This is a genomic window from Aeromonas sp. 95A, from assembly GCF_051919235.1.
In the GTDB taxonomy this organism is placed as follows: domain Bacteria; phylum Pseudomonadota; class Gammaproteobacteria; order Enterobacterales; family Aeromonadaceae; genus Aeromonas; species Aeromonas veronii.
In genome coordinates this window covers 2610194-2633671 of the sequence record NZ_JBQBFC010000001.1, presented here as the reverse complement: position 1 = coordinate 2633671, position 23478 = coordinate 2610194, and the positions used below count along the sequence as shown (strand labels likewise).

Annotated in this window: 24 protein-coding genes; 16 read left to right on the top strand and 8 right to left on the bottom strand. The window is 61.6% G+C overall.

Translation table 11 applies throughout. The features are described from left to right. The first annotated feature begins 155 nt into the window (after window positions 1–155). Window positions 156–2729: an ATP-dependent chaperone ClpB gene (gene clpB, locus ACTG2U_RS11895; RefSeq protein WP_005356335.1), complete on the top strand. Its 2574-nt coding sequence runs from the start codon at window positions 156–158 to the stop codon at window positions 2727–2729. 287 nt (window positions 2730–3016) lie between these two features. Here the strand turns inward: clpB and asnA are convergent, their stop codons facing one another. Next, window positions 3017–4009 carry an aspartate--ammonia ligase gene (asnA, locus tag ACTG2U_RS11890; protein WP_335812526.1) on the bottom strand — a complete coding sequence of 331 codons (993 nt, stop codon included), beginning with the start codon at window positions 4007–4009 and terminating at the stop codon, window positions 3017–3019. A 154-nt stretch (window positions 4010–4163) separates the two neighbouring features. Between asnA and asnC the strand changes: the two genes are divergently transcribed. Then, on the top strand, window positions 4164–4625 hold the full coding sequence (asnC, locus tag ACTG2U_RS11885) for a transcriptional regulator AsnC (protein ID WP_005339783.1): 462 nt from the start codon (window positions 4164–4166) through the stop codon (window positions 4623–4625). A gap of 8 nt (window positions 4626–4633) precedes the next feature. On the opposite strand, the gene ACTG2U_RS11880 is transcribed toward asnC, so the two are convergent. Then, window positions 4634–5398, bottom strand: a complete 765-nt coding sequence (locus tag ACTG2U_RS11880) for a substrate-binding periplasmic protein (protein ID WP_439974519.1) — start codon at window positions 5396–5398, stop codon at window positions 4634–4636. 87 nt (window positions 5399–5485) lie between these two features. Here ACTG2U_RS11880 and ACTG2U_RS11875 point away from each other — a divergent pair, with 87 nt between their 5' ends. Next, a complete protein-coding gene (locus ACTG2U_RS11875) occupies window positions 5486–6022 on the top strand; it encodes a DUF2301 domain-containing membrane protein (RefSeq protein WP_047440355.1) in 537 nt (178 codons plus the stop codon). On the opposite strand, the gene ACTG2U_RS11870 is transcribed toward ACTG2U_RS11875, so the two are convergent. After that, window positions 6019–6423, bottom strand: coding sequence for a CBS domain-containing protein (locus ACTG2U_RS11870; RefSeq protein ID WP_129504900.1), 405 nt, complete (start codon window positions 6421–6423; stop codon window positions 6019–6021). The genes ACTG2U_RS11875 and ACTG2U_RS11870 overlap by 4 nt on opposite strands. Window positions 6424–6585: 162 nt before the next feature. Here ACTG2U_RS11870 and ACTG2U_RS11865 point away from each other — a divergent pair, with 162 nt between their 5' ends. Then, window positions 6586–7290, top strand: a complete 705-nt coding sequence (locus ACTG2U_RS11865; RefSeq protein ID WP_335812524.1) for an SDR family oxidoreductase — start codon at window positions 6586–6588, stop codon at window positions 7288–7290. Here the strand turns inward: ACTG2U_RS11865 and ACTG2U_RS11860 are convergent. Further along, on the bottom strand, window positions 7216–7791 hold the full coding sequence (locus ACTG2U_RS11860) for a 2-amino-4-hydroxy-6-hydroxymethyldihydropteridine diphosphokinase (RefSeq protein ID WP_335812523.1): 576 nt from the start codon (window positions 7789–7791) through the stop codon (window positions 7216–7218). The two genes, ACTG2U_RS11865 and ACTG2U_RS11860, sit on opposite strands and share 75 nt — an antisense overlap. Before the next feature lie 124 nt (window positions 7792–7915). Between ACTG2U_RS11860 and cydH the strand changes: the two genes are divergently transcribed. The 4 genes from cydH (at window position 7916) to ACTG2U_RS11840 (ending at window position 11313) form a co-directional block, all read left to right on the top strand. Then, on the top strand, window positions 7916–8008 hold the full coding sequence (cydH, locus tag ACTG2U_RS11855) for a cytochrome bd-I oxidase subunit CydH (protein ID WP_005339800.1): 93 nt from the start codon (window positions 7916–7918) through the stop codon (window positions 8006–8008). Window positions 8009–8111: 103 nt separating this feature from the next. After that, window positions 8112–9512 carry a sensor histidine kinase gene (locus ACTG2U_RS11850; RefSeq protein WP_031227888.1) on the top strand — a complete coding sequence of 467 codons (1401 nt, stop codon included), beginning with the start codon at window positions 8112–8114 and terminating at the stop codon, window positions 9510–9512. Continuing rightward, on the top strand, window positions 9509–10036 hold the full coding sequence (locus tag ACTG2U_RS11845; RefSeq protein ID WP_005356347.1) for a hypothetical protein: 528 nt from the start codon (window positions 9509–9511) through the stop codon (window positions 10034–10036). Before ACTG2U_RS11850 ends, ACTG2U_RS11845 begins: the two co-directional genes overlap by 4 nt. Continuing rightward, window positions 10033–11313, top strand: coding sequence for a sigma 54-interacting transcriptional regulator (locus ACTG2U_RS11840; protein WP_005339807.1), 1281 nt, complete (start codon window positions 10033–10035; stop codon window positions 11311–11313). Before ACTG2U_RS11845 ends, ACTG2U_RS11840 begins: the two co-directional genes overlap by 4 nt. A gap of 1 nt (window position 11314) precedes the next feature. On the opposite strand, the gene ACTG2U_RS11835 is transcribed toward ACTG2U_RS11840, so the two are convergent. Continuing rightward, window positions 11315–11797: a DUF1097 domain-containing protein gene (locus ACTG2U_RS11835; protein WP_439974518.1), complete on the bottom strand. Its 483-nt coding sequence runs from the start codon at window positions 11795–11797 to the stop codon at window positions 11315–11317. 368 nt (window positions 11798–12165) lie between these two features. Between ACTG2U_RS11835 and msrP the strand changes: the two genes are divergently transcribed. Both msrP and msrQ read left to right on the top strand, forming a co-directional pair. After that, window positions 12166–13167: a protein-methionine-sulfoxide reductase catalytic subunit MsrP gene (msrP, locus tag ACTG2U_RS11830; RefSeq protein ID WP_005356348.1), complete on the top strand. Its 1002-nt coding sequence runs from the start codon at window positions 12166–12168 to the stop codon at window positions 13165–13167. Further along, window positions 13158–13784 (top strand): protein-methionine-sulfoxide reductase heme-binding subunit MsrQ, encoded by a 627-nt coding sequence (gene msrQ, locus ACTG2U_RS11825; protein WP_042054824.1) that lies wholly within the window; start codon window positions 13158–13160, stop codon window positions 13782–13784. Before msrP ends, msrQ begins: the two co-directional genes overlap by 10 nt. On the opposite strand, the gene ACTG2U_RS11820 is transcribed toward msrQ, so the two are convergent. Continuing rightward, the gene (locus ACTG2U_RS11820; RefSeq protein ID WP_335812522.1) at window positions 13781–14029 is read right to left on the bottom strand and encodes a PepSY domain-containing protein; all 249 of its coding nucleotides are present in this window, start codon (window positions 14027–14029) and stop codon (window positions 13781–13783) included. The two genes, msrQ and ACTG2U_RS11820, sit on opposite strands and share 4 nt — an antisense overlap. A gap of 63 nt (window positions 14030–14092) precedes the next feature. Here ACTG2U_RS11820 and ACTG2U_RS11815 point away from each other — a divergent pair, with 63 nt between their 5' ends. From ACTG2U_RS11815 to ACTG2U_RS11800, 4 genes are read left to right on the top strand one after another with little or no spacing between them, the layout of a single operon-like run. Next, complete coding sequence (locus ACTG2U_RS11815) at window positions 14093–14431, top strand: PepSY domain-containing protein (protein WP_005339825.1); 339 nt, start codon at window positions 14093–14095, stop codon at window positions 14429–14431. A 21-nt stretch (window positions 14432–14452) separates the two neighbouring features. Then, on the top strand, window positions 14453–15109 hold the full coding sequence (locus ACTG2U_RS11810) for a response regulator transcription factor (protein ID WP_005339826.1): 657 nt from the start codon (window positions 14453–14455) through the stop codon (window positions 15107–15109). Continuing rightward, window positions 15106–16455 carry a sensor histidine kinase gene (locus ACTG2U_RS11805; protein WP_005339828.1) on the top strand — a complete coding sequence of 450 codons (1350 nt, stop codon included), beginning with the start codon at window positions 15106–15108 and terminating at the stop codon, window positions 16453–16455. The genes ACTG2U_RS11810 and ACTG2U_RS11805 overlap by 4 nt, the downstream gene beginning before the upstream one ends. A 41-nt stretch (window positions 16456–16496) precedes the next feature. Next, window positions 16497–16958, top strand: a complete 462-nt coding sequence (locus tag ACTG2U_RS11800) for a hypothetical protein (RefSeq protein WP_439974517.1) — start codon at window positions 16497–16499, stop codon at window positions 16956–16958. A gap of 82 nt (window positions 16959–17040) precedes the next feature. Here ACTG2U_RS11800 and torA read toward each other — a convergent pair whose 3' ends face one another. Continuing rightward, on the bottom strand, window positions 17041–19521 hold the full coding sequence (torA, locus tag ACTG2U_RS11795; protein WP_439974516.1) for a trimethylamine-N-oxide reductase TorA: 2481 nt from the start codon (window positions 19519–19521) through the stop codon (window positions 17041–17043). A 23-nt stretch (window positions 19522–19544) separates the two neighbouring features. Then, the gene (locus ACTG2U_RS11790; protein WP_005339847.1) at window positions 19545–20675 is read right to left on the bottom strand and encodes a NapC/NirT family cytochrome c; all 1131 of its coding nucleotides are present in this window, start codon (window positions 20673–20675) and stop codon (window positions 19545–19547) included. Window positions 20676–20951: 276 nt separating this feature from the next. Between ACTG2U_RS11790 and ACTG2U_RS11785 the strand changes: the two genes are divergently transcribed. Both ACTG2U_RS11785 and ACTG2U_RS11780 read left to right on the top strand, forming a co-directional pair. Further along, entirely contained in the window at window positions 20952–22919 is a 1968-nt protein-coding gene (locus ACTG2U_RS11785; RefSeq protein WP_439974515.1) for an ATP-binding protein, read from the top strand. Window positions 22920–22974: 55 nt separating this feature from the next. Continuing rightward, window positions 22975–23472 carry a response regulator gene (locus ACTG2U_RS11780; RefSeq protein WP_042054822.1) on the top strand — a complete coding sequence of 166 codons (498 nt, stop codon included), beginning with the start codon at window positions 22975–22977 and terminating at the stop codon, window positions 23470–23472. The last annotated feature ends 6 nt before the right edge of the window (window positions 23473–23478 follow it).

Genomic DNA, 23478 nt, shown 5'->3' with positions numbered 1-23478 from the left:
TATGAGAGAGGCGGGGCTCCTGCCCTCTCCCCGCTTTGCAGAAAAAATAACCAGCCCATGCCCTTGAAATAGCCCGTACGGGCCTCATCTTTCATCTCAGAAAGTTATGTTGTTTGCCGCGCAAGCGGCGTCTGCCTGTTTGAAGGGGGAGTGCAATGCGCCTCGATCGCCTTACCAGCAAATTCCAGATTGCTATTTCCGATGCCCAGTCTCTTGCGCTGGGTCGTGACCACCAATTCATCGAACCCGTTCACCTGATGACCGCACTGGTCAATCAGGATGGCGGCTCTATCCGTCCGTTGCTCACCCTGACCGGGATGGATATCAACGCCCTGCGCTCCCGTCTTGGTGAGGAGCTGGATCGCCTGCCGCGCGTGAGCGGCGTAGAAGGGGACGTGCAGCTCTCCAACGGCCTCGGCCGCCTGCTCAACGTCTGCGACAAACTGGCCCAGCAGCGCAAGGATCAGTTCATCTCCTCCGAACTGTTCGTGCTGGCGGCCCTCGACGACAAGGGAACGCTGGGTGAGCTGCTGCGCGCCCAGGGGCTGACCAAAGAGAAACTGGAAGCGGCCATCGACAAGGTGCGTGGCGGCAAGAAGGTGGAAGATGCCAACGCCGAGGAGAACCGTCAGGCGCTGGAGAAGTACACCATCGATCTGACCGAGCGGGCCGAAATCGGCAAGCTCGACCCGGTGATTGGCCGCGATGACGAGATCCGCCGCACCATTCAGGTGCTGCAACGCCGCACCAAGAACAACCCCGTGCTGATCGGTGCCCCCGGTGTCGGTAAAACCGCCATCGTCGAGGGACTGGCTCAGCGCATCATCAATGGCGAAGTGCCGGAAGGGCTCAAAAACAAGCGGGTGCTGTCGCTGGACATGGGGGCGCTAGTGGCCGGTGCCAAGTATCGCGGTGAGTTTGAAGAGCGGCTCAAGGCTGTACTGACCGATCTCGCCAAGGAGGAGGGCAATGTCATCCTCTTTATCGACGAGCTGCACACCATGGTCGGCGCCGGCAAGGGCGAAGGGGCCATGGACGCGGGCAATATGCTCAAACCTGCGCTTGCCCGTGGTGACCTGCACTGCGTCGGCGCCACCACCCTGGATGAGTACCGTCAGTACATCGAGAAAGATGCTGCGCTTGAGCGTCGCTTCCAGAAGGTGCTGGTGGAAGAGCCGAGCGTGGAGGACACCATTGCGATCCTGCGTGGCTTGAAAGAGCGTTACGAGCTGCACCACCATGTGCAGATCACCGATCCTGCCATCGTGGCGGCGGCCCAGTTGTCGCACCGCTACATTGCGGATCGTCAGCTGCCGGACAAGGCCATCGACCTTATCGACGAGGCGGCGGCCAGCATCCGGCTACAGATCGACTCCAAGCCGGAGGCGCTCGATCGCCTCGAGCGGCGCATCATCCAGCTCAAGCTGGAGCAGCAGGCGCTGATGAAGGAGGACGATGACGCCAGCCGCAAGCGTCTGGAGCTGATCAATCAGGAGATTGGCGAGAAGGATCGGGAATACAACGAGCTGGACGAGGTATGGAAGGCCGAGAAGGCCGCCCTCGCCGGCACCCAGCATATCAAGGCTGCGCTGGAACAGGCCCGTCAGGATCTCGATGTGGCGCGCCGCGCAGGCGACTTGGGTCGGATGTCCGAGCTGCAATATGGCCGCATCCCCGAGCTGGAGAAACAGCTGGATCTCGCCACTCAAGCCGAGATGCAGGAGACCAGTCTGCTGCGCAATCGGGTCACCGATGTGGAGATCGCAGACGTCTTGGCCCGCTGGACCGGTATTCCGGTCGCCCGCATGCTGGAAGGGGAGCGCGACAAGCTGCTGCGGATGGAAGATCAGCTGCACAGCCGGGTGATTGGCCAGGAAGAGGCGGTCGATGCGGTCTCCAACGCCATTCGTCGCTCCCGTGCCGGTCTCTCCGATCCGAACCGCCCCATCGGCTCCTTCCTGTTCCTGGGGCCCACCGGGGTGGGCAAGACCGAGCTGTGCAAGGCGCTTGCGGAGTTCCTGTTCGATACCCAGGACGCCATGGTGCGGATCGACATGTCGGAGTTCATGGAGAAACACAGCGTGGCCCGTCTGGTGGGGGCGCCTCCCGGATACGTGGGTTATGAAGAGGGTGGTTATCTGACCGAGGCGGTGCGCCGTCGTCCCTACTCGGTGATCCTGCTGGACGAGGTGGAGAAGGCACATCCGGATGTATTCAACATCCTGTTGCAGGTGCTGGACGATGGCCGCCTGACCGATGGTCAGGGTCGCACCGTCGATTTCCGCAACTCGGTGGTGATCATGACCTCCAACCTCGGGTCGGATCTGATTCAGGAGCACCACTCCGAGAAGGATTACGACGAGATGAAGGCCATGCTGATGGATGTGCTGACCCGCAGTTTCCGGCCGGAATTTATCAACCGGATCGACGAGACCGTGGTGTTCCATCCCCTCGGCGAGGAGCACATCAAGTCCATCGCCCGCATCCAGCTCAAGAGCCTGATGGGCCGTCTCGAGGCTCAGGGTTACGAGGTGGAGGTGAGCGAAGCGCTGCTCGAGAAGCTGGTTCACGCCGGGTTCGACCCCGTCTACGGGGCGCGGCCTCTCAAACGGGCGATCCAGCAGAAGGTGGAGAACCCGCTGGCGCAGGCGCTGCTCTCCGGCCGCATCGTGCCGGGCAAAAAACTGGTGCTGGGAGCCGACAGCAACGGCCTCACCATGACCCAGTAACCGATCTCGTGTCGATGTTTGCAACGCCAGCCCTCGGGCTGGCGTTGTCATATCTGGTGGCGGGGATTCGGGCGCAAAAAAAACGGCAATCCGAAGATTGCCGGGAGGAATGTAGTGACGCGACCTGACGTGGGTTGAGCGGGTCGCAGGGGCAAGCCCCCGATTTCGAAACAAAGCCGCTAACGGCCTTGCGTCTTACAGCCTGCCGGGGATGCGCTCGCTCAACCCCGACGGCCACTTGCCTGTTGCCATGCTGACTGTGATGGTGCCGGCATGGCCCTCATTCGTTACAGCATGCCTTGCACGGCAGCTTTCATCTCGGCTGGCCAGACACCAACCTGAACCTGCCCGATATGCTCTTTTTGCAGCAGCAACATGGCCAGACGGGATTGGCCTATGCCGCCGCCGATGGTCTGCGGCATCCGTGCGGCCAGCAGATCCTGATGCCAGTCGTACTGCAGGCGATCCTCGTCGCCTGTGATGGCCAGCTGGCGGCGCAGCGCCTCGGAATCGACCCGGATCCCCATGGAGGAGATCTCGAAGCTGTCCTGCAGTACCGGGTTCCACACCAGAATGTCACCGTTCAGGCCTGCCAGACCCAGCTCGCTGTGGCTGCTCCAGTCGTCATAGTCCGGGGCGCGCACATCGTGGCGTTCGCCGTGGGAGAGAGCACCGCCGATGCCGATCAGGAACACGGCGCCCAGCTCTTTGGCGATGGCACGCTCGCGCCCCTTGGCATCGAGGTCCGGGTAACGGGCCAGCAGCTCTTCGCTGTGCAGGAACTGGATCTCGGCCGGCAGGAAGGGGGTCAGCTCATGCTCGGCGCAGACCGCGCGCTCGGTAGCCTTGATGGCGGCCCAGATGCCGCGCACGGTTTCTTGCAGATAGGCGAGATCGCGGCGCTCGCTCGGCATCACCTTCTCCCAGTCCCACTGATCCACGTAGACGGAGTGGATGGGGGTGAGGCGATCCTCGTCCGGACGCAGCGCCTTCATGTGGGTGTAGATCCCTTCGCCCGGGCCGAAGCCGAAGCGACCCAGGGTCTGGCGCTTCCATTTGGCCAGTGAATGGACCACTTCGTAGCTGTGCTCCGGCAGGGTCTTCACTTTGACCTGCACTGCATTCTCGTGGCCAGAGAGGTTGTCCTGAGTGCCATCACCGACCCGGCTCAGAATGGGGGCTTGCACCTCCATCAAACCCAGTTGCTGGGCGAGTTGGCGGGAAAACATCTCTTTGACGAAGCTGATCTGCTGTTGGCTGCGAATGTAGTGCTGTTTCATGCTGAATTCCTGTTTCAAACCCCGTTGGATGTGGTGATTCTTCAACGGAATGCCAACTAAATTCAATATTCGATAATAGAAATAGGCTTTGTGTATTTTTTTCTTCAAAATAAGCCGTCATTTAATGAGGTATCGTCAACGGGAGTGCAAAAAAATGCCGGAAAATTACCGAATCGATAATCTCGATCAGGCCATCCTCACCGCTCTGATGGAGAATGCGCGGATCCCTTACGCCGAACTTGCGAAACAACTGGCGGTCAGCCCGGGCACCATCCATGTGCGGGTGGAGAAGATGAAACAGGCGGGGATCATCGAGGGGACACGGGTGCAGGTTAACCCCAAGAAGCTGGGTTACGACGTCTGCTGCTTTATCGGGATCAATCTGAAGAGCGCCAAGGATTACCCCTCGGCACTGGCCAAGCTGCAGGCGCTGGACGAGGTGGTGGAGGCCTACTACACCACCGGCCACTACAGCATCTTCATGAAGGTGATGACCCGCTCCATCGACGAGCTGCAGATTGTGCTGATCAACAAGATCCAGACCATCGACGAGATCCAGTCCACTGAAACACTGATTTCGCTGCAGAATCCGATCCTGCGGGATGTGAAACCTTGACCCCTTGATCAGGGTTCGATATAGGGGATGGCGTACTTGTCGTAGAGGGCCTTGAGGCTGCCGTTTCGCTTCATGCGCAGCAGTTCGGCATCGTAGGCCGCCATCAGGGTTGGGGTCTGTGCATCCGCTCGTGCGCGGGCCCAGGTGTTGAAGTAGGGGCTGCTCTTGAGCGGTTTGGGCAGGTAATCGATCTTTCCCGTCAGCCCCTCTTCATTGATCTGGGTGAAGGCGGTGACCAGCGGCATCGGCACGGTATCGATCCGTCCGGCCAGCAGTTTGCGCAGTTGCAGCTGGTTCATGGTGATCTCCTGAAACTGATAGGCCGGGTCGGTCATGGCTGCTGCCAGTTCAGGGGTATAGGAGAAATCCTTGGTCACGCCGATGCGCCAGGGTTTGAGATCGGCCAGCGTTTCGTAGCGGATCTTCATCAGGTCCGCCTTGCGCACGAAGAAGTGCCAGCTGTGGCGAAGATGGGCCTGTTGGGGATAGATGAGATAACTCTCCCGCTCTGCCTTGTAGGAGTGGGTCATCACCACATCGCAGGCGCCGGTTTCGGCATTGCGGGTGAGGCGGGCACCGGAGTCGGCCAGCTCGATCCGAAAGGGCGTCTCCAGCTTGTCGAAGATGGTGGTGACTATGTCTATATCGAGTCCGCGGGGTTTCTGATCGGCATCGAGATACTTGAGCGGGGGCTCCATGGTGCCGCAGATCACCAGCTCTTTGGCTGGCAATCCGAGTGGAAACAGCAACCAAAACAGGGGGATCACACGCAAACTACGTCTCCTGAGCCCGTTTGAAGATATTCCAAGACCTGATTCCAGTATATTGGATGGCACCTGATCCGTTAGAAGCGACTGTTTATGGCAAATCCTGAAATCGAGAGCCCGCTGGACGGGATCGACAAGTTGACCGTCTCGCTCTACCGCCTTGGCTTGAGTGCGGCAGCCCTGTTGCTGCTTTGCCGCGGTGCGGCGCTGCTGAGCGGGATGGCACTGCTCCCGTCGGCACAATGGTTGATGTCGCTGGCAGTGGCAAGCGCAATCTGCGGCTTCTCGCTGCATATCTACGACAAGCGGATTCGCCTGATTCTGCAGGGATTTGGGTGGGGCGCACTGGCCCTGGCAGCGGTGGGGGCACCGGATGCGCTGGTGCTGGGGGCGGCGTTGGCGACCCTCTCCGGGCTGGCGTTCAAGGAGCAGTTTTGCTTCGCCATTCCCGGCATCAAGCTGGTGCCCATTTTGTTGCCGGCGTTATGGCTGCTGGAGTGGTTGCGGGTGGAGTGGGCCGCCGCATTGGTGGCGCTGGTCTGCGGCGCCCTGTTGACCTTGCTGGCGCTGGCCAAGTGGCGGATGCCCCTGCACTTCGATATCGGTGACAAGGGGCGTTACCAGATCTAGGTCTGCTGGCACACCTTCATCTGCTGGTTGAGGGCCTGCATCACCTGACGGCGGCTGATTATGCCGATCACCTTGCCCTGTTGCAGCACCGGGTAGATCTTGGGCTTGGCATCGGCCATCTGGCGAGCCAGCTCCAGAATGCTCTCATCCGGCCCGACCGAGAGGGGCGAACGGTTCATCAGATCCTCCACCCGGGTGCGGGTATCGCAGTGGTAGCTGCCGGTGAGCAGGCTGGGGATGCAATCTTGTTCGGAAAGAAAGCCGATCAGCCGTTTCTGCTCATCCAGCACCGGCAGGCCGCCAAGACCCGATTGATGCAGGCGATCCAGCGCCTCGGCCAGGCCGAGTCCGGCAGTGAGAGAGTGGGTCAGGCGACCCATGTGGTGGTGTACTTTCAGCATGGTGGTGACTCCGCAAGAGGGGGGGGCCGCCACTATGACGCGGGCGGGTGGCCCGCGACCAATGGCTTGTGCCGCAGGGATTGATAGGCACAAGCCATCGGCGGTGATCCGCTGGCAGGCGGGCTTCGTTCATGCAAGACCATGAAAGGGAAAGGAGATCGTATGCGTGCATTGGTTACGGGCTGCGGCCGTCGACTCGGATTTTATCTCTGTGAACAGCTGGTGGCGGCGGGCTGGCAGGTGACGGGCAGTTATCGCAGCGAGCGGCCGGAGCTGGCCACGCTGGCGGCACTGGGGGTCGAGCTGGTGCAGGCGGATTTTGGTCGGGAAGAGGACGTTGGCAAGCTGATCGATGTGCTGGCGACCCATCAGGATCTGGCGCTGGTGATCCACAACGCTTCGGCCTTCGAGCCGCAGGCAACTGATCCGGCGGCGCAACTGGCCCAGTTCGAGCAGTTCTACCGGGTACACATGGCGGCCCCCTTCCAGCTAAACCGGGCGCTGGCCCCCCAGCTGGCCAGCAATCCCAACGCCAGCATCATTCATATCACTGATATCTATATCCATGCCCCGGCCCCCCGTTTTGCCAGCTATGTGGCCACCAAGGCGGGAGCCCATTCGCTGGCCATGAGCTTTGCCCGGGAGCTGGCGCCTGCGGTGCGAGTCAACACCATAGAGCCGGGGCCAATCCTGTTTCTCGACGAGCATGACGAGGCATGGCGCCAGCAGGTGTTGGCGAAAACACCGCTGGCGCGGGAGGGGGGGCTTGAGCCCATCTGGCAGGCGGTGCAGTTACTGATGGGGAACAGTTATATGACGGGGGCCAGCATCAAGGTAGATGGCGGGCGCGCGCTGGCCACCCTCTGATAGGTTGCCGAGCACCAGCGGCCCCAGCCCGACCTGCCGAGTCAGCAAGCCCTTGCCGGGTTTGAGCTTGCCCGACGGGGCAGGAAGCGTCACTTGCAGCGCCACCTTGGGGTCATGCACTTCGCCATGGCCATAGAGCTCGGCCAGCAGCTCCGCCAGATAGGAATCGACCTCTGCCGAGGCAAAGTCACCGCTCCTGTTGCTGGCCAGAATATCGATGTCGAGTGGCCGGTCGTGCACCTTGCAGAGCGGATCGCTGCGATCCCGGCCGTGAGCCACTTCAAGGGCGACAAAGTGCTGCTTGAGGCGGGCGGCATCGAGCGGGCTCTCCACCACCAGCAGGCAGTTGAGAAAGTCGTGGCTGGAGTGCATTCCCACCGGCTTGGTGCGGATCACCGAACTCAGCCGCAGGGGGCCGACGTTCGCAAACAGCTCGGCCAGCGCGCGGCTGACATGGATATGCGGGTCAATATTGGAACCAATGCTACACAGATAGAACATGCTCACCTTCCCGGGGTTGGGCTCATCTGAAATGTATACGCAGCTCACGGTTATCGGATTAACTATGGCTTAACATTGTCTTATCTATTGTGATCCGGCACTGATTGGCAGAAAGGAGGTTTGCATGAGTGTGGAGCTGAAATGGGCGCTGTTGACCGCCTCGGGCGCGCTGGCGATGATCATGATTATCTGTCTGGCCTCTGTCGCGTTGGCGTGAATCACCACAATCCAGATAATACAAACCGGCCTGTTGGCCGGTTTTGTTTTTTGGGGCGGTGCGGCTATGCTGGCGCACCGGTGAGAATGCAAGAGAAGAGATGATGACCAAGGTTCGCCCACGCTCCCTGCTGCAGGTGGTATTGATGGGATTTGTGCTGGTATTGATGCCGCTGGGCGGCATGATCTGGCACAACAGCACCTCCCTTGCCCACCTCAGTCAGCTCACCAGCGACGAGATGGAGCGGGCGGTCAAGGATACCCGCCGCGCCACCCTGCTGACGGCGCAAGCCATCGATATCGAACGAACCTTGCGCCGCTTCGCGGTGCTGGGGGATCGCCGCAGTCTCACCAGCTACCAGCAGCAACTCGACGGGTATCGGGTGTTGCTGGCGGAACACCGCAACTCCATCACCGACGGCCAGCTCTACAGCGGGCTCGATCAGGGGCTGGCCTGGCTCGACAGCCTGCAGGATGCCGCGTTGGCCCGGGCTGCGGCAGCGGGGGACAAGCTCGAGCAGTTCAACGATGCCAACAAGCAGCTCGAAATAGTCACCCGCAGCCGGGTTGACGAACACATGGATCGGGTGCAGCTCACCATCGCCGGACTGACCAGCGAGCTCTGGTGGGTGAGCGGTGCGGTGGCGGCGCTCAGCCTGCTGATGGTCTTTATCTTCACCTACCTCATCATCCACCCGGTACGACAGATTGAGTCGCGCATCTTGAGTCTGGGTGCCGGGGTCGAACCCGATCCCAAGCCGGTTGACGGCCCTGCCGAGCTGGTATTGCTGGGGGAGCGGATCGTCTGGCTGCACGACAAACTCAAGGAGCTGGAGCTGCAGAAATACCAGTTCCTGCGCCATGTATCCCACGAGCTCAAGACCCCGCTGGCGGTGCTGCGGGAGGGGACGGATCTGCTCTGCGAGCAGCTGGTCGGGCCTTTGACGCCGGATCAGCTGGAGATCTGCCAGATGCTCGATGAGAACAGTCGGCGCCTGCAGACCCTGATCGAGCGGCTGCTCGACTTCAACCGGCTCAGTCAGCAGGAGGCCTTCGAACTGGAGCCCGTCCCCCTGCTGCCGATGTTGTCGGAACTTTCTGCCGAGTACCGGCTGGCATTGGAGTCCAAGCAGATCCGTGTACACTTGCCGACCGTGCCGGTTACCCTGTGGGCGGAGCCCTACCGGCTACGACTGATCCTCGATAACCTCTTCTCCAACGCCGTCAGTTACGGCGCCAGCGGGGGCAATATCTGGATCAGGGCGGGGCAGAATGAACAGATAAGCTGGCTGGAAGTGGCCAACGAGGGGCCCAAGATCCCCGTGGCCGATCAGCAACGTATTTTTGAACCCTTCGAGCAGGGCAGCACTGTGCGGCAAGGCCTCCTGAAAGGCTCGGGCATGGGCCTCTCCATCGCCCGCGAGTCTGCCAACAGCCTGGGGGGGGAACTGGTTCTGGTAGAAGATGAACAGGCGGATGTCTGTTTCAGGTTGACGTTGAAATGAGGACTATGAAGATACAACGCGTATTTCCAGCTCTGATGGCAGGGCTGCTCGCGGGTTGCTCCTTGCTGCCGCAACAGGCAGAGCGGGAGTCCTCCGATATCGCTTTTGCCAAGCGGATGGAGTTTGCCAACAAGGAGATGCAGGTGCGTCTGCAATACTCCGACTGGCTGCTGGCCAGTCACCCCCAGCAACGGGTGCAGGAGCGTCAGCGTCTGAAAGGGGCTGACGATCTGGAGAGCCGGGTCAGTCTGGCCATGGTGGACTCCCACCCCGCCGAATCGGTGGCCAATCGCACCGCCGGTCTGGCGCGCCTGAAGCAGATGCTGCCCGAACTGGGTCTCGATGCGCAGGCCTTTTTGCGCAGCTGGATCGCCCTCGGCGAGCAGCTGCTGGCCCGCGACAGCCGTCGCGATGACCAGAGTCAGGAGATCCAGCGGCTGCGCCGCCAGATCGAGCAGCTGACCGCTATCGACGACCAGCTCAACCAGCGCAAGCTGAACGAGAATCGTGAGGTAATACCATGAGCCGGATCCTGTTGGTGGATGACGACGTCAGCCTGCTCAAACTGATGAGCATGCGGCTGCGCAGTCAGGGTTATGAAGTGGATACCGCCGACAGCGCGGAAGGGGCCCTCGACCGGTTGCGTCAGCAACGGGCCGATCTGGTGCTGAGCGATCTGCGGATGGCCGGCATGGACGGTCTGGCGCTGTTCGAGCGGATCCAGGCTCAGTGGCTGGGGTTGCCGGTGATCATCATGACCGCCCACGGCACCATCCCGGACGCCATTCAGGCGACCCGCTCCGGGGTCTTCAGCTTTCTGACCAAACCCATCAACAAGGATGAGCTGTTCGCCACCATCGAACATGCGTTGAGCCTGACGCGGCCGAAACAGCAGCAGGAGTGGCAGTCGCTGATCCTGACCCGTAATCCCCAGCTGGAGCAGCTGCTGATCCAAGCGCACAGCATCGCCACCATGGAGGTGCCCGTGCTGATCATGGGGCCGTCAGGCTCCGGCAAGGGGGCGATGGCGCAGGCGCTGCATCAGGCCAGCCAGCGGCGCGACAAGCCGCTTCATACCATCAACTGTGCCGCCATTCCGTGGGCGTCACTCGACTTGCAGCTGTTTGGTGAAGATGGCCAGTCAGGGCTGTTCGAGCAGGCCAAGGGGGCGACCCTGTTTCTCGACGAGATTGGCAGCCTCTCCGAATCCCTGCAGGCCAAGCTGCTGCAGGTGATGGAGGAGTATGGTCAGGGCACGCCGGAGGTGCGGGTGCTCAGCTCCAGCCATCAGGATCTGGTCAAGGCGATGGAGGAGGGGCGTTTTCGGGAAGATCTCTTCTACCGTCTCAACGTTGCCAATATCACCTTGCCGTCTCTCAGTGCCCGCAGCGAGGATATCCCCCTGCTGGCCCGTCAGGCGCTCGACGATTACCGTAGCCGCCACAGCGACTGCGCCGCCATGGGTTTTTCGCCCGAGTCGCTGGCGATGCTGGCGGCCGCTGCCTGGCCCGGCAACGTGCGCCAGCTCTGCAACGTGGTGGAGCAGCTCGCCAGCCTCTGTTGCAGCCCGGTGATCGGGGTCTCCATGGTTGAGTCCGCCCTGAGTGGCGGCGGCGGCGGCATCCCCTCGTTCAACGAGGCGCGGGCCGAATTCGAGAAGGAGTATCTGATCCGTTTGCTGCGCACCACCGAGGGCAACGTGACCCTGGCTGCCAACATGGCGGGCAGAAACCGTACCGATTTTTACAAGTTATTGAATCGGCACGGTATCGAAGCTGCAAACTTCAAATCGAAGGGATAAATCAGGCGGGATCAACCACCGCCGGAGCGGCATCGGCTTTTTGAGTTTTATGGGAGAGCCAGAGGCCGCTCGCCTTCATCAGGTAACCGAACAAGGCGCCAATGATGAGGGAGGGCAGGATCAACCGCCACTCGCCAGCCGCCCCGAAGGTGGCACAGCAACCGGCAAAGGTGCCGGGAATGTAGCCGAGCCACTGCTGCTTGGCCTGTACGCACATCAGGGTTGCGACCACCCCCGTCATCACGTAACCCGCCACACCCGCTCCCCACAGACTGTCGCCATGGATCAGCAGCTGTGCCCACAGCATGCCGCTGGTGTTGCAGAAGATGGTCTGCAGCAGCGCCTTGTAGCCACCGCTTGACGCGAAATAGCTGGTGCAGCCGAGAAAGCCGACCCAGGAGATAAGGCCGAACGCGACGGCAATCCAGCCCCAGACGGCGGAGAGAATTCCAGTGGTGATGGCGATGGCGATCAGTGGGCTCATGGGGCGACTCTTCAGTTGGCTTCGCAAAATGGGCAGCCTACCCCCGGCAATCGGGGCGGCAAGCGGGGGCCGAATTGTGTGTGATCTTCATCACCCTTTTCAACTCAGGAATACGCTTGCGCTCGCGAAAAAAATTCATTGGTGACCGGCCTGACAGTCGGCCATAGTTAGAGGCCCTGTCCTGCTCATGGAGTGAGTCTGATGGCGCCAAATGTGATCGTTCCCCTGCTGGTGTTCGTAGTCCTGTTTCTGGTCGGCACCATGGCCAAGGCACTGCCCCTGCACCACATGATGTAAATTTGTGTGAAATAAAAATCTGCCGGGGCGGGTCTTATCCATACTGCCTCACTCAGCCCCGGGAGTTTTTCATGTTGATCAAGCGTCGTACCGCCCACCCCCTCACCGAACAGGATGTCACCCCGGAAGCCGTCTATCAGGACCGCCGCCTTATTCTCAAAGGGTTGGGTCTGGGCGCGGCTACTCTGGCGTTTCCCACTCAGGCCGGAGTGCTCGACCTGCTGCGCGGCAAAGAGGATGCTCCCCAGTTAGCCACCAAACCGCTCAACAGCAAGCCTGCCGAGCGCCCGGCCAATCTGGTGCTGACACCGGAAGAGAAGGCCACCAGTTACAACAACTTCTATGAGCTCGGCACCGACAAGTCCGACCCGGCTCGCAACGGCCATTACCTCAAGCCCGAACCCTGGACCCTCAAGGTGGAGGGGGAGGTGGCCAAGCCCTTTACCCTCGATGTGTGGGATCTCATCAACAAGAGCGAGCTGGAGGAGCGGATCTACCGGCTGCGCTGCGTTGAAGCCTGGTCCATGGTACTGCCCTGGAACGGCATCTCGCTGGCAGAGATCATCCGCCGTGCCGAGCCCACCAGTCGCGCCAAGTTTGTTGCCTTCGAGACCCTGTTTGATCCGAAACAGCTGCCGGGGCAGGCCTCCAGTCTGGGGGGCGGCATCGAGTATCCCTATGTGGAGGGGCTGCGTATCGACGAGGCGATGCATCCTCTTTCTTTCCTTGCGATGGGGCTCTATGGCAAGACCCTGCCCGCCCAGAATGGCGCACCGATCCGCTTGGTGGTGCCGTGGAAGTACGGATTCAAGAGCATCAAGAGCATCGTCTCGATCCGGCTGGTGGAGGAGATGCCGCCGACCACCTGGAACCTGCTGGCTCCTAACGAATATGGCTTCTACGCCAACGTCAATCCGCAAGTGGATCACCCGCGCTGGAGTCAGGCCAGCGAGCGCTTTATCGGCGAGGGCGGGGTGTTTGGCGCCAAGCGTCAGCCGACCCTGATGTTCAACGGCTATGGTGACGAAGTCGCCTCGCTCTATCAGGGGATGGATCTGCGCCAATGGTACTGAGATTGAAACCGGCCCATATCAGCGGCCTGCGGGCGCTGGTGCATCTGGGCTCCTTGGGTTTCCTGCTCTGGCTAGGGTTTGCCATTCCGGCAGGGCTGCTGGGGGGCGATCCGGTGCCCGAGCTTATTCACTACCTCGGCAAGGGAGCGCTCCACCTGCTGCTGCTCACCCTGCTGGTGTCGCCGCTGGCCAAGCGCTGGCGGCAGGGGCAACTCATCAAGCTGCGCCGCCCCCTCGGGCTCTGGTGTTTTGCCTGGGCGCTGCTCCACTTCATGGCGTGGTTGGGGCTGGATCTGCAGTTTGACTGGGGTCTGATTGGCGGCGAGCTGGTCAAGCGCAGCTACATAGTGGTGGGGATGGTGGCATTGCTGCTGCTGGCCGCCCTCAGCATCACTTCGCTGCCCGCATTGCAGCGCCGCATGGGCGCCACATGGCAGAAGCTGCACAACTGGGTCTATGCCATCGCCTTGCTGGTGCCGGTGCATTACTGGTGGTCGCTCAAGAGCGGTTGGGGGGAGCCCCTCATCTACCTGCTGCTGGCCTGCGCCCTGCTCTGGCCGAGACGGGAGAAACTGCTGCGCCCCATGCGGGGGCGCTGGAATGCAAAAGAGGCCTAATCGGCCTCTCGTTGTTTGATCTCGCCAGTGTAGGCATCGACGATGAGATGCACCTTCTGATCCTGGTGATTGAGGGTTTTGACCTCGAATTTGTCCCCTTCCAGCTCCACTTCCCGAATGTCGTGATACCCTTGCGCCAGCAGGAGTTTGACCAGCCCGGCCATGTCGAGACGGCTCTGGGCCGCCCAGCTTGTGGCACTCAACAGGCAAAGGATCAGCAGGAAACTGCGCGGGATCATATTCATTCCGGATTCATGGCTGGCAGACTATAAACGCCATTATGTTAGGTTTTTGGAGATGAATCATCCATGAATAGAGCACTCCCTCTGCTTGGGTTATTGCTGCCGTTGCTGGCACAGGCGGTCACGCCTGATGAAGCCATGCTGCAGCAAGCTGTCCATGAGGGACGGGTTCGGCCCTTCCATGAAATGATGGAGGTGGCGGCCAGATTGCCGGTGCGGGTGTTGCGGGTGGATCTGGGGGAAGAGGATGGTATCTGGCTCTATGAACTGCGAGTCATCGATCGGGAAAACAGCGTGATCAAGGTAGCCTATCGGGCCGACAACCTTGAGCTGGTGTGGGCCAAGGGCCACCATCTGGAGCGGTTGTTCGAACCGCCAAAGCCCCCGGTCGAGGATGATGAATAACCCCTGTGTGGAAGCCTGTTCATGCGAATTCTGATTGTTGAAGACGAAAAAATTCTGGCTGGCCAGCTGGCCGAACAGCTGCGCCTCTCCGGCTTTGTCACCGACCTCTGTCACGATGGCAACGAGGCCGGTTTCCTCGGCGAGACCGAACCCTACGACGCCATCATTCTCGACCTCGGCCTGCCGGGGCGCGATGGCCTGAGCGTGCTGAAAGAGTGGCGCAGCAAGGGGATCGATACCCCTGTGCTGGTGCTGACCGCCCGTGGTCAGCTGCACGAGAAGATCGAAGGGCTCAACGCCGGTGCCGATGACTACCTTACCAAGCCGTTCCAGGTGGCCGAGCTGGTGGCGCGAGTCCATGCGCTGGTGCGCCGGGCGGCAGGCAACGCCAGCTCCATTCTGGAGATTGGTGGGGTGCGGCTCGACATGGCTGCGTCGCAGGTGTGGTACGAAGGGACTCCCATCAAACTGACCGCCCACGAGTTCCGGGTGCTGGGTTACCTGATGCAGCACAGGGGCAAGGTGGTGTCGCGTAGCGAGCTGATCGACCACATCTATGCTCAGGATTTTGACCGTGACTCCAACACCGTGGAGGTGTTCATCGGCCGGATCCGCAAGAAAACCAACCCAGATCTGATTGAGACAGTGCGCGGCCTCGGGTACCGGATCAACGAATGAGGCTGGTCAGAACCCTGCGGGGGCGACTGGTCGCCATCGCGCTGGTGTGGTGCGGGCTGTTTCTGTTCGCCACTGGTTTCAGTCTGCAGACCATGATGCGCAACTACTGGCAGGAGGCGGAGGCCGATGGCCTGCGCCTGCAGCTCTATGATCTGCTCTCCCGGCTGGAAGTGGCCAAAACCGGCCTGCCGGTGGTCACCGGCTCCCTCTCCGATCCCCGTTTCAATCAACCCTACTCCGGCTACTACTGGCAGCTGGAACTGGGCCGCGATGTGGTGGGGCGCTCCCGTTCCCTGTGGGATACTAATCTGAAGAGCGACGGCCTCAAGTCCGCCTTTGGCGATCCCGACCTCTTCGTCGGCAAGGGGCCCAACAAGGAGCCGCTGCTGATCATGACCCGCACCGTGTTGCTGCCCGGTTCGGATCGGGTGTTCACTCTGGTGATGGCCAAGGACAGCAGTGCCCTGACCCAGACCCTCAACAAGACCCGCATCAGCCTCTTCCTCGGCCTCGGCTTTGCCGCCGCCGGCCTGGTGCTCGGCTTCATGTTCCAGATCGTCTACGGCTTGCGGCCGCTGCACCTGCTGCGCCGCGAATTGGGGCGGGTTCACGAGGGTCATCAGGAGGGGTTCCGGCTGCGCTATCCGCTGGAGATCCAGCCGCTGGTGGAGGATATCAACCGGCTGCTGCACCACTACGGCGAGCTGCTGCAGCGGGCGCGCTCCCACACCGGCAATCTGGCCCACGCCCTCAAGACGCCGCTCAGCATCATGCGCAATCAGGTGGCTCAATTGCCGCCGGAGGATCAGGCCGCCATCGGCGAGCAGCTCGACCAGATCCAGCGCCATATCGATTACCACCTCGGCAAGGCGCGGGTGACCGGCGCCGCCAAGATCCTCGGGGTCTCGACCCCGGTGCGGGCGCGGGTGGAGTATATCTGCCGCGCCTTCTCCCGCCTCTATCCGGGCAAGACGGTGGATCTGCAAGTGCCCGCCAATCTGGCGGTCGGGGTGGAGGAGCAGGACTTCGACGAGATGGTGGGCAATTTGCTGGAGAACGCCTTCAAATGGTCTGCCAGCGAGCTGCGCATCTCCAGCGCCGAGCTGGGGGGCTGGATCACCCTGCGTATCGAGGATGACGGCCCCGGCATGAGCGAGGATCAGATCGCCAAGGCGGTGCTGCGCGGGGTGCGGCTCGACGAGAAGGTACCGGGCTCGGGCCTGGGCCTCAATATCGTCTCCGATCTGGCGGAAGCCTATCGGGGCAGTTTCATCATGGGCCGCGCCGAACTGGGCGGTCTGGCCGCCTCCCTCTCGTTGCCCAAGGTGGCAAGAGTTGAGAGCTAGGCATAACATATGGCATTTGTTTTAGCCTGAGGAAGAGAAGCATGACCGACGATCCGTGGGCACTGTGTCACCTTGACGATTCGTTTGATGCCTCTGTGCTGGGGGTCAAGGGCGCCCAGATCCAGTGGTTTGAAGACAGGGATGGCCTGATCGCGTTCCTTCTGGAAGATTTTGTCGACCTGCTGGCCGATGTGGGCGAGCTGGACGAGGAGCAGACCGAGCAGGCGCGCGAGCGCTTCGCCCTGCTGGTGGAGCAGAGCTTCGACGATCGCACCCTGATGGATGCCATCAACGATCTCGCCTCCGGCCTGCGTCGCATCGCCTGGTTGGGGCCGCTCTCGGAGCTGGCCGAGATCAGCGACGAGTTTGCCTCCGGCCTGCGCCGCTATTTCTGGAGCCAGTACGACGGGGACGAAGATGACCCGGACGCCTGGGTGCCGGAAGAGCTGTGGCCGCAGCTAGTTGAGTGCGCGCAGGAGTATATGGAGGAGGGGGAGTTCTAAACCCATCCCCATGCCTGCGCTTTGGCAGACAGATAAAGAAACGGCGCCTTGATGGCGCCGTTTTTATTGGGTGGCAATCGCCTTAGCCGTTGGCCGGTACCGCGTGGGCGGTGTTGGCCAGCACCGGGCCTGTGTACTTCTCGATCTGCAGCTGGGCCATGTGGCCGCAGTTGCCCTGCGCCAGACTGGACGAGCCCTCGTCGAAGGTGAGGCAGTTGACGTTGCCGTTCTTGCAGATGCTGCCCGTTTCGCCCGGCTTGGCCGGGTCATACCAGGCCCCTTCGCAGATCCGCACCACCCCTTGGCGCACATCTTCGGAGAGCAGGGCGCCCACCAGGATCTGGCCGCGTTCGTTGAAGGCACGCACCAGATCCCCCTGGGCGATACCACGAACCTTGGCGTCGGCGGGATGGATCATGATCGCCTCGCGGTCGGCGATGGCGAACTTGTCCCGCAGCGGGGTGTTGTCGAGCTGGGAGTGCAGCCGCTGGGTCGGGTGGGAGGTGTTGAGCGACAGCGGATAGCGCCCTGCCACCTCGCTCTTCACCCACTCCTTGGGCTCATACCACTTGGGATGGCCGGCACAGTCGGCGTAACCCATCCCCGCCACCGTGTTGGAGAAGATCTCGATCTTGCCGGACGGGGTGCCGAGCGGGTTGAGCAGCGGATTCTCGCGAAAATCGGCGTGACGGATCCACTGGCGGTTGGCCTCGGGGATCGGGAAGCGGATGTAGTTGTTGGACTCCCAGAACATGTTGAACGGCGGCAGCGCGACGCGGGCGCCGCGGGCCTGCGCCGCCATGCCGTCGTACATCTGCTTGAGCCACAGCATCTCGTCCTTCCCTTCTGTGTACTGCTCCTGCACGCCCAGCTTGGCGGCGATGGCGCTGAATATGTCGAAGTCATTGCGGGACTCGTGCTGGGGCGGGACGCACTGGTGCATCGGGAACACATAGCGCTGGGAGTAGTCGCCGCCCATCTCCAGATCGTTGCGCTCGTAGCTGGTGGTGACCGGCAGCACGATATCGGCGTGCTTGGCGGTAGCGGTCCAGTAAGGCTCGTGAACGATCACGGTCTGCGGCTTGCGCCACGCTTGCAGCAGGTTGTTGGTGTCCTGATGGTGGTGGAAGGGGTTGCCGCCCGCCACGTAGACCAGCTTGATGTCCGGATAGGTCACCTTGCGGCCGTTGAAGTCGATGGTCTTGCCCGGATTGGCGAGACAGTCGGCGATGCGGGCCACCGGGATCGGAGCCGGGCTGTTCTTCGGTGCGTTGCCGGCGGAGATACCCGCCAGAATGCCACCCTTGGCGGTGGGGCTGCCACCGGAGGAGTAGTGGTAGCTGAAGCCGTAGCCGCCGCCCGGCAGGCCGATCTGGCCCAGCATGGAGGCCAGAGTGACCAGCATCCAGTTCGGCTGTTCGCCGTGCTGCTGACGCTGCATGCCCCAACCGGCCATGATCATGGTGCGCTTGGCGGCCATGTCGAGAGCCAGCTGGCGGATCACCTTGGCATCGACACCGCAGACGGTGCTCGCCCATTCGGCGCTCTTCGGTTGGCCGTCATCCTTGCCGAGCAGATAGTCCAGAAACTTGTCGAAGCCGACGGTGTAGCGATCTAGGAAAGCCTGATCGTGCTTCTTCTCGCTGTAGAGGGTGTGAGCCACACCCAGCATCATGGCCACGTCGGTGTAGGCGTTCGGCGCAATCCACTCGGCACCGACCAGCTTGGCGGTCTCGTTGTAGATGGGGTCGATGCTGATGACGCGGGTGCCCTTCTCTTTCAGCGCCATGAAGCCGGCCTGACCTTCGTGATCCGGCATGTTCCAGCTGTTCTTCAGGGTGACCTGGGCGTTGACCCCCCACAGCACCACCAGTTCGGCGTTCTCCACCACGTTGGGCCAGGCGGTCTGCTGCTCGTACACCTCGATGGAGCCCATCACGTGGGACATGATCACTTGGGCCGCACCGGTGGAGTAGTCACCGGCATAACCGGTGAAACCGCCGGAGAGGTTCATCAGGCGGTGCAGCAGGGTGCGGCTGTTGTGGAACATGCCGACACTCTTCCAGCCGTAGGAACCGGCGTGGATCGCCTGCGGACCGAAGTCACTCTGCACGCGCTGGATTTCACCGGCCACCAGTTCGATCGCCTTGTCCCAGCTTACTCGCACCCACTCGTCGGCACCGCGCAGCTCCGGCTTGGCGCCCGGGCCGTGTTCCAGCCAGCTCTTGCGTACCATGGGGTACTTGATGCGGTTCTTGGCGTGCACCTGGAACGGCGCCATGTCGATGAGATCGTTTGGCGCCGGATCATCGGCCACCGGCTGAACGCGCACCATGCGGCCATCCTCGACGATCGCCTCGAAAGCACCCCAGTGGGCGCCGGTCAGAATGCCCTTCTGGGCGGGCACCAGGGTCGGGAACTGACTCAATGCGGTGCTGATGGCTTGCGCCAGCGCACTCTTGGGAAAAATGCCGCCGAGCAGGGGCAGGGCTGCGCAGGCGCCGAGCCCCTTGAGCAGGTTGCGGCGGGACAGATTGGTCTTCTTGTCATTGAAAAAAGTCATAACGGTTTTCCTCTGTGCCAGCCTTAGTGGGCCGCGCTCATGTCACTGGCGTGTTTCTGGACATACTGGGTCAACATGCGAGCCTGTTCCGGGGTCAGGGAGGTACGAGATTCCATCCCCTTGATGACGCCGATCCACTGGTTGGCATTAAAGTGATCCAGCGCGGTGAGGCCGTGGCAGCCGGTGCAGTTGTTGGACATCAGGGTGGAGGCGTATTGCCACAGCTTGCCCTGATCGCCGATAAGCTGGCTCTGGTCGACCCAGGCGGTCAGCTTGACCTGATGCCAGGTGAGGTTGGTGGCGCTGTCGGTTTCGCTCTGGCCGGTGACCAGCGCTTTCTTGGCGGCATCGCCGACCAGTACGCTGAGGATCCGTTTGCCCGGTGCGGCGTAGAACACTTCGCTCACACCATCCTGTTGCCAGCCTTCGATCTGCACCTTGGCGCGGCCGTTTTCGTTGGCTAGCACTTCCACCTTGGTCGAAGGCATCAGGGTTCCTTCGTCGGTCTTGGCGGCGGCATCGAGGAACAGCGGGGTGGTGGCGATGGCGTAACGGGTGGTGACGTTGGCCGGGGTCTGGGCCGCAGCCTGCGCCAGCTCGCTGGCACCGGCGGCAGCCAGGCCGCTCATGTCAGGCATGATGTGGGCGACACCGCGGTGGCAGTCGATACAGGTCTGGCCTTCCTTGATGGCGACCGGGTGCTCGGCACGGGCATTGGGGCGCTGGGCCAGAATGTCCATCGCCTCGTAGCTGTGGCAGCTGCGGCAGGTAGCGGAGTCGTTGGCTTTCAGCTCGTCCCAGACGGACTGAGCCATCCGCAGCTTGTGGGCTTCATACTTTTCCGGGGTATCCAGCGTGCCGATCGCCTCGTGATAGATATCCTTCACGGCACGGATCTTGGTCCACAGGTAGGAGGTGGGGTCGCCCGGGATGTGGCAGTCGGCGCACTCGGCGCGGATCCCCTTGGTGTTCTGGAAGTGGACACTGCCCTGATACTCGGCGAGCGGAGTCTGCATGGAGTGGCAGGAGACGCAGAATTCGGTGGAGCTGGTCTTGTGCAGCACGGTCACGGTGACACCCAGTGCCGCGACACCCAGCAGGGCCCCGAGCAGCAGGAGCCAGAACCAGGTTTTTCTTATCAGTTTTCCAATCATGGCGGCGTTTTCCTACGGTCAATAATTACCTACATAGTACTAGTCCAATAGTAGTAGTAATGATAGGGATAAGGCGTTGACCTCCATCATGGTTTATATTTTTGATTGTTGTCACATTTTGTCTTTTATTTTGTTATTGATATATTTGTCGAATTAAATTCAGTTGTTTTCTGTTTTATCTATTTGTGCACTTTCCGCGACAGCTGTTAGCCCCCTCGCAAAACCCCACAAGATTCGCTGATATAGTGAGCAGTGAGCCTCAACGGAGTGTCGCTGATGAGCCCTTTCTCACTGCTGTGTGTCGCCGCCAACGTGCAACTGCTGGCCGAATTCGAACAGGAGTTGGCTCCGCTGCTCGGCCATTTCGCGCTGGTGGTGGTGGTCGGTCAGGGGTCGGCGGAGCTGGCCTTGGACGAGCTGGATCGCAAGGGGCAGCCACCCGCCGTGGTGGTGTGTGACAGCGAGCTGGGGGATGGGCGAGGGGCCGATTTTCTGATCCGCCTCGGCAGCCGTCACGAGGCGTGCCGCAAGATCCTGCTGGGTAGCCAGCCGGAGATGAAATCGATCATCGAGGCGGTCAACCTCGGTCGTCTCGACTACTACCTGCAACGCCCCTGGCGCGATGGCAGCCTGCGCCGGGCGGTGATCGAGCAGGCGAGCCACTTTGTATTGCAGCGTCCCGAGGCGGACCTGCTGAGCTATGCCGCTGTGCTCGACAACCAGAAGCTGCTGCGAGCCCATGTCGATCGCCAGTTGGCTGCCTATCGGCAGGGCTTTATGGATTACACCCACTGCAGCGATGAAGAGTTGTCGCGGGTGGTGATCGACGGCTTATATCAGTTTTTCGAGGGAAATGACGAGGAGCGGGTCTGCCGCCACTACAGCCCGGGCCATGTGCTGACCCGCGAGGGGGAGCCCAACAGCTTCCTATGGTTTATCGCCAAGGGGGAGGTGGTGCTGCGCAAGCGGGACGAGCAGGGGATCGATCAGGAGGTGGTGCACTACCGTACCGGCTCGCTGGTGGGGGGCATGTCCTTCGTTACCGGCGAACCCGCCTTCACCACCGGCGTGACCCTGACCGGTGCCGAGGTGATCAAGCTCGACAAGCTGCAATTCTCCCGGGTGATGCAGGCGCGCAGCGAACTGCTCCCCTCCTTTACCAACCTGCTGCTGCGCCACTTCAACCGTCGCCTGCAAAACAGCATCCGCACCGAGATGCGGCTGCAACAGACCCTCAACTCACTCGATGCCGCTCACGCCCAGCTGGTGGAGAGCGAAAAGATGGCGATGCTGGGTCAGCTGGTGGCCGGTGTCGCCCACGAGCTCAACAACCCGGTGGCAGCCATTATCCGTGGCAGCGAGACTCTGCGGGCCGCCATCCCCGATCTGGTCAATCTCGAGCTGCCTGCCCCCATCAAGGGGCTGGGCAACCAGACCCTCTGTCAGGCGCTCTCCTCCCAGCCGGTCTCGACCAGCGAGATCCGTGACAAGACCCGGCTGGCGGAGGGGCGCTTTGGCGATCGTCAGCAGGCGCGGCTGGCGGTGCAGATGAATCTGGATGACGAGCTGAACTGGCAGCGCTGGTTTGCCAGCCGCACCGCCGCTGAGCGGGAGGCGCTGCTCTCCCGGCTGGAGCTGTTCCAGCAGACCGGCAGCTTCCTGCGCAATATCGAAGTGTGTGCCCGTCGCATCGGCGATCTGGTCAAGAGCCTCAAGCAGTATGCCCGGCAGGATCGGGCCGAGCCCTCGCTGGTGGACCTGCACGAGGGGCTGGAAGATACCCTGATGATTTTCGAAAACCGCCTCAAGCATCATGAGCTCTGCAAGGAGTACCAGCCGCTGCCGCTGGTGCGCTGTCACCCCATCGCCCTGCAGCAGGTGTGGACCAACCTGATCGCCAACAGTCTGGATGCCATGAGCGGTCCGGGGCGACTTACCATCCGTACCGGATTGCTGGATTCCGAGTGGGTCATGGTGGAGATAGAGGATTGCGGTTGCGGCATCGAGCCCGAGCTGTGGCAGCGGATCTTCGATCTCAACTTCACCACCAAGCGGGAGGGCCATTTCGGCCTCGGTATCGGTCTGAGCGTTTCGCTGCAGATAGTTCAGCAGCACCACGGCCGGATTGAGGTGGCCTCCGAGCCGGGCCGTTACACCCGGATGCGGGTCTGTCTGCCGCTGGACGGCATGGGGCAGGCCGGTTACGGGGGCGAACCTCATCACAACAAGGAGCATGCGGCCTGAGCCGTGGCCAGCATCAATCGCGCGGCGTGCCAAACCATGTCGCCAAGGAGGAGCAATGAACAAACACTATCTGATCCTATGTGTGGACGATGAGCGTGAGGTGCTGGATGCGGTGATCCATGATCTCGCCCCGTTCCGTTCCCACTTCGAGCTGGAGGCGGCTGAGAGCGTCGATGAGGCGCGTGCGGTGGTGGAGGAGTGGGAGCGCGACGGCAACAAGCTGGCGCTGATCCTCTGTGACCACATCATGCCGGGAACCCTGGGGGTCGATTTTCTGGTGGAGCTGAACCGGCGTGCCACTACCCGCGCCAGTCGCAAATTGCTGCTGACCGGACAAGCGGGGCTGGAGGCCACCGTCGAAGCGGTCAATCGCGGCGGGTTGCACTACTACCTTGCCAAGCCGTGGAAGCTGGAGACCCTGCAAGAGGCGGTGCGCGAACAGCTGACCGACTACCTGCTGGCGGAAGATGGCGAAAATGCCTTCCACTATGCGCCGCTGCTCAATCAGGCGCGGCTGTTTGCCGCCATCCACGATCACCCGTTCGACGAGTAGGGGCAG